This is a genomic window from Xanthomonas sp. 3307, assembly GCF_014199735.1.
Taxonomy (GTDB): Bacteria; Pseudomonadota; Gammaproteobacteria; order Xanthomonadales; family Xanthomonadaceae; genus Xanthomonas_A; species Xanthomonas_A rydalmerensis.
On the sequence record NZ_JACHOG010000015.1, the window covers coordinates 24847 to 31823 of the forward strand.

A 6977-nucleotide genomic window follows, 5' to 3' on the forward strand; every position below is an offset into this window, starting at 1 on the left:
GATTCATGCGCCTGAGGCGTTGCGCCGTACTGTTCGTCGAGGCGCGGGAAAGTGTGGCGTTCGACCTGGCGAGCCTGCTCCGTGGTGGTGCCGGACTGCACCGCCGGCGCGCGTGGGTCGCGCTGGCGCCGCACCTGGACAGTGAGCTCGAACTGGACCTAGCCGACCTGCCGTTGCTCGGCCAGGTCAGTCCCACGGAATGGGTCGAGCGTGCGCAACTGGCCGACCATGCGGACGACGCGATCGAGCGGGCCCTCGAACGCGGCCTGCTGATCGGCGACGACCCACGTTCTGCGGCGTTTCGCGAACGCGACGAGGCATTGCGGTCCGCGCATTGGTGGCCGGCTGCCGCCGTCGCGCACTGGGCGAGCCGTTGGCAGGGCATCGATGGGGTGACCGCGATGGAGCGCAACGGCATGGTGTCCGCCCCCGACCTGCGCCGCAAGCTGGGGGCGCCACCGCCCGAAGTGCAGGAGGTCGATTCCGGTCTCGCCAGGATTCCGCTGCCGCGGCTGGACGACGGCGCGTTCGAGGCCATGCTTGCGCGTCGCGTCACCTGCCGCAACTACGACGCTGCCCGCACGCTGCCGCATGCGCTGTTCCTGCGCATGTTGCAGCGCGTGCTGATGGCGCGGGCGACGCTGCGTGTCCAGGACGATACGGTATTCCTGAAGAAGAACGTGCCGTCCGCTGGCGGGTTGCATCCCACCGAAGCCTATCTGCTGGTGCGCCGGGTGGAAGGGATCGAGCCGGGGCTGTACCACTACCACCCGGTGGAGCATGCGTTGTCACCGTTGTCGTGCCCGGGGCCGGACATCGACGCATTCGCGCGTCTGGCGCTGGCCGGACAGCACTGGTTCGCCGATGCCCACGTGCTGGTGCTGCTGGCGCCGCGATTCAACCGGACGTTCTGGAAGTATCGCCAGCACGCCAAGGCTTATCGCGCACTGACCCTGGACGTCGGCCACATTTCGCAGGCGCTGTACTTTTCGGCGACCGATCTGGGGTTGGGCGCGTTCGTCACCTCTGCCATCAACGACGTCGATCTCGGCAAGGCACTGGGCCTGGATCCGATGCGCCAGAGCGTCATGGCGATCTGCGGCTTCGGTTGGCGGTCCGAGCACGCAGCCACGACCGAGTTCGATCCGGCGTGCGACGTCTGGGCGGCGGGGTCCGCTTCGCGGCAGGTGTGACCATGTTGGACGACGAGGTCAATCGACGGCGGTAGGCTTCAGCCAATACTCCAGCAATGGCCCATCCGCCCCGAGCAGCGGGTCACTCTGCGGAAATGGCACCTGCGCGATCCGCTGCAGCATGGCCGCCGTGGGCGGCTCCCGGCAGATGTCCCAGTCCTGGCCGGCCGGATAGGCGCCGACGACCATGAAGTCGGCGCTGGCGGACAGCCGGCAGTGGCCGGTGCCGGCCGGCAGCAACAGGGCATCGCCAGCTGCGAGCGCGACCTCGATGCCGCCGGGGCCGCCGAGCAGCACGCGGGCGCTGCCGCGGGCGACGCCGAGCACTTCGTGCGCGGTGGAGTGGTAGTGGTGGTAATCGTAGATGCCGTCGCGCCATTGCGGCGGCCAGCCGTGCGCGCCGAAGCGGCGTTCGAAGCCGTCGGCGTCGATGGCGCCGACGCAGTGCCGATAGTGCAGCACCGGCAGGAACGGGTGGTTGGGCACCCAGTCGTGCGGCGGCAGTTGCCAGTGGTCCAGCGGCATCGCGGTTCTCCTGCACGGTCGTCGGCAGGCCGATGCTAATCGGTCGATGTCGTCGCCATGTCGCTACAGGAACGCAAGCGCGGTGGCGGTCGCGCGGCGTGCCTGCTGCCCACGCGATGTGCCGTATCGTGCTGTGCCCGGATTGCCTCAATGCAGGGGCACACTCTCCACGTCGCCGTGCTGATGCGTACCCAGCCGCCCGACCATTGCCGCACTGCTCGGGTTCAGTCCGACCACATGGACCTGCGCGCCGTGGCGGCGGAACTTCAGTACGACCTGGTCCAGTGCGCCGATGGCGCTGATGTCCCAGACGTGCGCCTGGCTCAGATCCAGGGTGACCCGCGCCGGCGCATGGGCGAAGTCGAAGGCGCCGGCGAAGCTGCCGGCCGAGGCGAAGAACAGCTGGCCGCGGATGCGGTAGGTGTGGCCGCCATCGGCGTCCTGGCTTCTGGCGATATCGAGCATGCGCCCGACCTTGCGCGCGAAGAACAGCGCCGACAGCAACACCCCGGTGAGCACGCCGCGCGCCAGGTCGTGGGTGGCCACGGTCACCACGACGGTGCCGAGCATCACCACGCTGGAGCTGGCCGGGTGGGTACGCAGCTGCACCAGCGAGCGCCAGCTGAACGTGCCCACCGAGACCATGATCATCACCGCCACCAACGCGGCCATCGGGATCTGCCGTACCCAGGCGCCGGCGAACACCACCAGCAGCAACAGCACGCTGCCGGCGACCAGCGCCGACAGGCGGCCGCGCCCGCCGGACTTCACGTTGATCACCGACTGCCCGATCATCGCGCAGCCGGCCATGCCGCCGAACAGGCCGCTGACGATGTTGGCCAGGCCCTGGCCCACGCATTCGCGGTTCTTGTCGCTAGGCGTGTCGGTCATGTCGTCGACGATCTGCGCGGTCATCATCGACTCGAGCAGGCCGACCACCGCCATCGTCGCCGCGACCGGGAACACGATCCGCAGCGTCTCCAGCGTCCACGGCACGGTCGGCAACAGCAGGCTGGGCAGGCGATCGGGCAGTTGCCCCTTGTCGCCGACGGTGGGCACGTGGATGCCGAAGTACAGCGCCAGTCCGGTCAACAGCACGATGGCCACCAATGGCGGCGGTACGGCCAGCCCGCGCGTCCAGCGGTGCCCGAGCAGCAGCGCCGTCGCACCGCCCACGGCGACCGGCAGCAGCGTCCACGGCGCCATGCTGCCTGCGGTCAATGCCGCGCCCAGCACCAGCAGCCACAGGCCGATGCCGGGGAAGCTGCGTCGCGACAGCCAGGGCAGGCCGTAAATCAGCAACAGCCCCAGCGCCACCAGTGGGTACACCGGCACGGGCACGCCGATCAGTTCGGGCAGTTGCGCCATGAAGATCAGGATCGCCAGCGCGTTGACGAAGCCGGTGATCACCGAGCGCGAGACGAAGCGCATCAGCGCGCCGAGCTTGAACAGTCCGGCCAGGATCTGCAGCACGCCGGTCAGCAGCGTGGCCGCCAGCAGGTAGGGCAGGCCGTGCTGTTTGACCAGACCGATCATCAGCAGCGCCATCGCGCCGGTGGCAGCGGAGATCATGCCGGGGCGTCCACCGGCGAAGGCGATGGTGACGCAGATGCAGAAGGCGGCGTACAGGCCGATCTTGGGGTCGACCCCGGCGATGATCGAGAACGCGATCGCCTCGGGAATCAGCGCCAATGCGACGACCAGGCCGGCGAGGACGTCGCCACGGAGATTGCCGCACCAGGATTGGCGCAGGGAAGAGGAAAGCTTCAAGGTAGACACTCCCGACACCGCCCTGTCGCAGGGCAGCGCTCGCTGTATGCAATGGAAAACCAGCAACCTGCGGCCAGCCGTCGAGGCGGGCCGATGCGAGCGGCGGGGTTCAGGGTGGCGTCATGGGAAGCGCGTGGTGAGGGATCGGCGCGAGCAGAGGCGCGTCGCCAGTATACGCGACGGCTGTCGCCGCGCCCGCTGTGACCGCATCCACGCTGCCGCCATCGTGCGACTCACGTTGCGCTCACTTTCGCCGCGCAGAATGTGGCAATCGCAACGCCGCATCGTGGAGTCGGCCATGCAGGATCTACGCATCGATCATGTCGATGGCGCCTTGTCCGCCCTGGACCAGGCCGACCCGCAGTACAGGGCGGCGCTATGGCAGTGGGCGTGCCTGGAAATGCTGCACGAGACGCTCAGCGCCATGCATCAGCTCTCGCACCGCGCCGGCGTGGCCGAACTGGTCGCCGATGCCTGGCTGGCACCGGTCGATGTCATCGCGCCGGAGCAACCGTTCCTAGAGCGCGCCGCACTGGCCGATCCCCGCGTGCCGGCGTTCGCACTGGCGTTGGATGCGGCGTCGTCGCGGCAGTCGCGCGCCGAGCTGTGGCGCAGCGGCTACGCCAGTGCGGTGCAGGCCACCTTGCAGGGCATGCAGGCATTGGCCGGCAAGCACCGGATCGACGCGCGGTTGCCGCAGCACGCCGCAGTTGCCTGAGCGCTGGGCGGAGCACGCCATTCGTGCTGCTGCGCCTTCGGGCGGCCGTGATAACGCGGCACGCGTTCTGCTCGTACTGAGTCGTCTTCGTCGCTAGCCTCGGGCGTGCGCGCCGGGGCGCAGCACCGCCTCGACATTGCGCTTCGCTGGTCGCGCGATGACACGCGCACCACATCGCGTTCACCCCCATGCGACGGCCTGCGCGACAGCCTGGGTCCATGCGCCACGACGACCGCCATCCTGCGGCTCCTCCTTCCGCGCCCTCGCCGCCACCGCGGCGCGTGCGCGACGCCAGCGGCACGTCCGAAGCCGCGGCCTGGTGGCGGCAGCTGCGTGGCAGCCGCTGGCTGGGCGCAGTCGTGGTGCTGCTGTTGCTGGCGCTGGTCGTCGTGCTCCTGTTGCGCTGGGGCGGCGCGTGACCGAGGCAGTGCGTCTTCCCGATCCGCACGGAGCATCCCATATGGCCCGATCCGCTCCCCATGCCCAGGTCCGCGCCTGCCATCTGCGCGAGGCCGCGTCCGCTGGCCATGAGGCGGCCACGCATGCCTGGGTGGTCGCCGAAGTGGCGCGCCTGATGCATCTGCCGTTGCACGAGGAAGGCTGTGCTGCCGGAGCCTGTGCGTTCTGCGTGCCGGACGAAACCCTCACCACCGCGCAGGCCGAACAGTTCGGCGTGCATGCCGCAGCCGATCTGCTTGGCGGCGTGGTGCCGCATGCCTTCGTCGCGACCAAGGCGATCAGCCATCCGCTGATCGATGCCGATGCGCAGGCGCCGGATGGCTGGCAACCGGACCTGGGCGTGGCGCTGGCGTCGGCCACGCTGCCGGGCTACACCGCCTTCAGCGCAGCGGACGCCCGGCGCGCGTATGCGCGCCTGTGCGAGGGCGGCCAGGTGCGGCTGAAGCTGCCACATGGGGTCGGTGGACTGGGGCAGGTGTTGCTTGGCGATGCGCAGGCGCTGGATGCCGCGCTGGCGGCACTGCCCGCACAGGAGCTGCACCGGCATGGCGTGGTGCTGGAACGGCATCTGCACCAGCCGACCACCTTCAGCGTCGGCGAAACCCACTGCGCCGGCGTGACCATCGCCTACTGCGGCACGCAATCGCTCACCCGTGACAGCAGCGGCCGCGAGGCGTACGGCGGCTCGGAACTGCACGTGATCCGCGGCACCCTCGACACGCTGCTGGAGCAGCCATTGCCGCCGCGCCAGCGCACCGCGGTGATGAAAGCGCGCGATTACGATCGACTGGTGGCCGCGGCCTATCCCGGCTTCTATGCCTCGCGGCGCAACTACGACGTGATCGAGGGCCTGGTGCCCGACGGCAGCGTCGCCTGCGGCGTGCTTGAGCAGTCCTGGCGTGTCGGCGGCGCCACCCCGGCGGAACTGGCTGCGGTCGCCGCGTTCCAGCAGTCGCCGACGCTGCAGCGCGTGGTCGCCGCCACTGTCGAACGCTACGGCGCGCATCCGCCGCCGCCGGCCGGGGCGCAGGTCTACTACGTCGGCGAGGAGCCGCGCACCGGCCTGCTGACCAAGTACCGCTACATGCGCAGCGCGGCCTGATCCATGGAAGCCGAACTTTCCAGCATCGACATCGCAGTGGATGGCGCATCCCTCAGCGGCACCCTGCTGACGCCGACCAGCCGCCTGCCCGGCGTGCTGTTCGTGCATGGCTGGGGTGGCAATCAGCACCACAACCTGGTGCGCGCGCGCGAGGCGGCGGGCCTGGGCTGCGTCTGCCTGACCTTCGACCTGCGTGGCCACGAAGGCCTGGCGGCGATGCGCGAGACGGTGACGCGCGCGCAGAACCTGGACGACATCAAGGCGGCCTACGATCGTCTGGCGGCGTCGCCGCAGGTGGATCCGGAGGCGATCGCAGTGGTGGGGCTGAGCTACGGCGGCTATCTGGCCGCGTTGCTGACCCTGGAGCGCCCGGTGGAGTGGCTGGCGCTGCGCTCGCCGGCGCTGTACAAGGACGCGCACTGGGATGGCCCGAAAGTCGCGCTGAACCGCGATCCGGACCTGATGCCGTACCGGCACCGCGTGGTGGCGCCGGCGGACAACCGCGCCCTGGCGGCATGCCAACGCTATCGCGGCGATGTGCTGCTGGTGGAGGCCGAGCGCGACGTGATCGTGCCCGGGCAGGTGCTGAGGAACTACGCCGCCGCGTTCTCCAACGCACGCACTCTGACCACGCGCACGATCGCCGGCGCCGATCACGCGCTGACCGAGAAGGCGCACCAGGCCGCCTACACGCGCTATTTGATCGACTGGTTGACCGACATGGTGATCGGACGTCGCGTGGCGCTGGCCAGCAGCGTGGTCGAACAGCGCAAGCAGCGGCTCAAGCGCAGCGAGGGCGAGGCAGCGACGGCGGCGGGCCAGGGGTCGAACGCGTTCCACGGTCGCCTCGAAGCGAAGGAGCGCAGCGCCCCGCCGCCTACTTCCACCTCGCCGCCCACTTCGTCGCGTTGAGCCGTATGCAGCGTGGGAGGCGTGTGACCGCTGCACGCGGCGCAGGCCGCGAATGTGCCGTGTGCGCGATGGTGTGCTAGCCGGTTGTCGCTGCTGCGCCGGCAGGCGGCGGCCTGGGCGCTTTCAATAATTCCCGAAGACTCGTAGGAGCGGCTTCAGCCGCGACAGCAGTTCCCAGTAACGCCAGTCGCGGCTGAAGCCGTTCCTTGTATCTGGACCTGGCGCCCTTAAACAGGCGTCATGTCTTCCGACTGATCATCGGAGGAGGTGGGGGAAGTCCAGTCGCTCCTGAAGCTTA

The 6977-nt window shown here is 69.5% G+C and carries 7 protein-coding genes; 5 read left to right on the forward strand and 2 right to left on the reverse strand.

Annotated elements, in window-relative coordinates; all coding sequences use genetic code 11:
* Nucleotides 1-5 precede the first annotated feature (5 nt).
* Nucleotides 6-1193 (forward strand): putative peptide maturation dehydrogenase, encoded by a 1188-nt coding sequence (locus GGR64_RS20495; RefSeq protein WP_184648139.1) that lies wholly within the window; start codon nt 6-8, stop codon nt 1191-1193.
* A gap of 18 nt (nt 1194-1211) precedes the next feature.
* Here GGR64_RS20495 and GGR64_RS20500 read toward each other — a convergent pair whose 3' ends face one another.
* On the reverse strand, nt 1212-1718 hold the full coding sequence (locus GGR64_RS20500; RefSeq protein WP_160964584.1) for a cupin: 507 nt from the start codon (nt 1716-1718) through the stop codon (nt 1212-1214).
* Between the two features lie 147 nt (nt 1719-1865).
* Nucleotides 1866-3488 carry a SulP family inorganic anion transporter gene (locus GGR64_RS20505; protein WP_184648141.1) on the reverse strand — a complete coding sequence of 541 codons (1623 nt, stop codon included), beginning with the start codon at nt 3486-3488 and terminating at the stop codon, nt 1866-1868.
* A 298-nt stretch (nt 3489-3786) separates the two neighbouring features.
* Between GGR64_RS20505 and GGR64_RS20510 the strand changes: the two genes are divergently transcribed.
* The 4 genes from GGR64_RS20510 to GGR64_RS20525 all read left to right on the forward strand — a co-directional run bounded on the left by GGR64_RS20510 (nt 3787) and on the right by GGR64_RS20525 (nt 6679).
* Entirely contained in the window at nt 3787-4206 is a 420-nt protein-coding gene (locus tag GGR64_RS20510; RefSeq protein ID WP_184648143.1) for a hypothetical protein, read from the forward strand.
* 218 nt (nt 4207-4424) lie between these two features.
* A complete protein-coding gene (locus GGR64_RS20515; RefSeq protein ID WP_160964578.1) occupies nt 4425-4625 on the forward strand; it encodes a hypothetical protein in 201 nt (66 codons plus the stop codon).
* 41 nt (nt 4626-4666) lie between these two features.
* Nucleotides 4667-5767: a DUF3182 family protein gene (locus GGR64_RS20520; RefSeq protein WP_184648145.1), complete on the forward strand. Its 1101-nt coding sequence runs from the start codon at nt 4667-4669 to the stop codon at nt 5765-5767.
* A 3-nt stretch (nt 5768-5770) separates the two neighbouring features.
* The gene (locus GGR64_RS20525; RefSeq protein WP_184648147.1) at nt 5771-6679 is read left to right on the forward strand and encodes an alpha/beta fold hydrolase; all 909 of its coding nucleotides are present in this window, start codon (nt 5771-5773) and stop codon (nt 6677-6679) included.
* Nucleotides 6680-6977 lie beyond the last annotated feature (298 nt).

Bases quoted from the DNA above. Each gene is read 5' to 3' on its own strand.
- GGR64_RS20495 (WP_184648139.1), top strand. From the start codon at position 6: ATGCGCCTGAGGCGTTGCGCCGTACTGTTCGTCGAGGCGCGGGAAAGT.
- GGR64_RS20500 (WP_160964584.1), bottom strand. From the start codon at position 1,718: ATGCCGCTGGACCACTGGCAACTGCCGCCGCACGACTGGGTGCCCAAC.
- GGR64_RS20510 (WP_184648143.1), top strand. From the start codon at position 3,787: ATGCAGGATCTACGCATCGATCATGTCGATGGCGCCTTGTCCGCCCTG.
- GGR64_RS20515 (WP_160964578.1), top strand. From the start codon at position 4,425: ATGCGCCACGACGACCGCCATCCTGCGGCTCCTCCTTCCGCGCCCTCG.
- GGR64_RS20520 (WP_184648145.1), top strand. From the start codon at position 4,667: ATGGCCCGATCCGCTCCCCATGCCCAGGTCCGCGCCTGCCATCTGCGC.
- GGR64_RS20525 (WP_184648147.1), top strand. From the start codon at position 5,771: ATGGAAGCCGAACTTTCCAGCATCGACATCGCAGTGGATGGCGCATCC.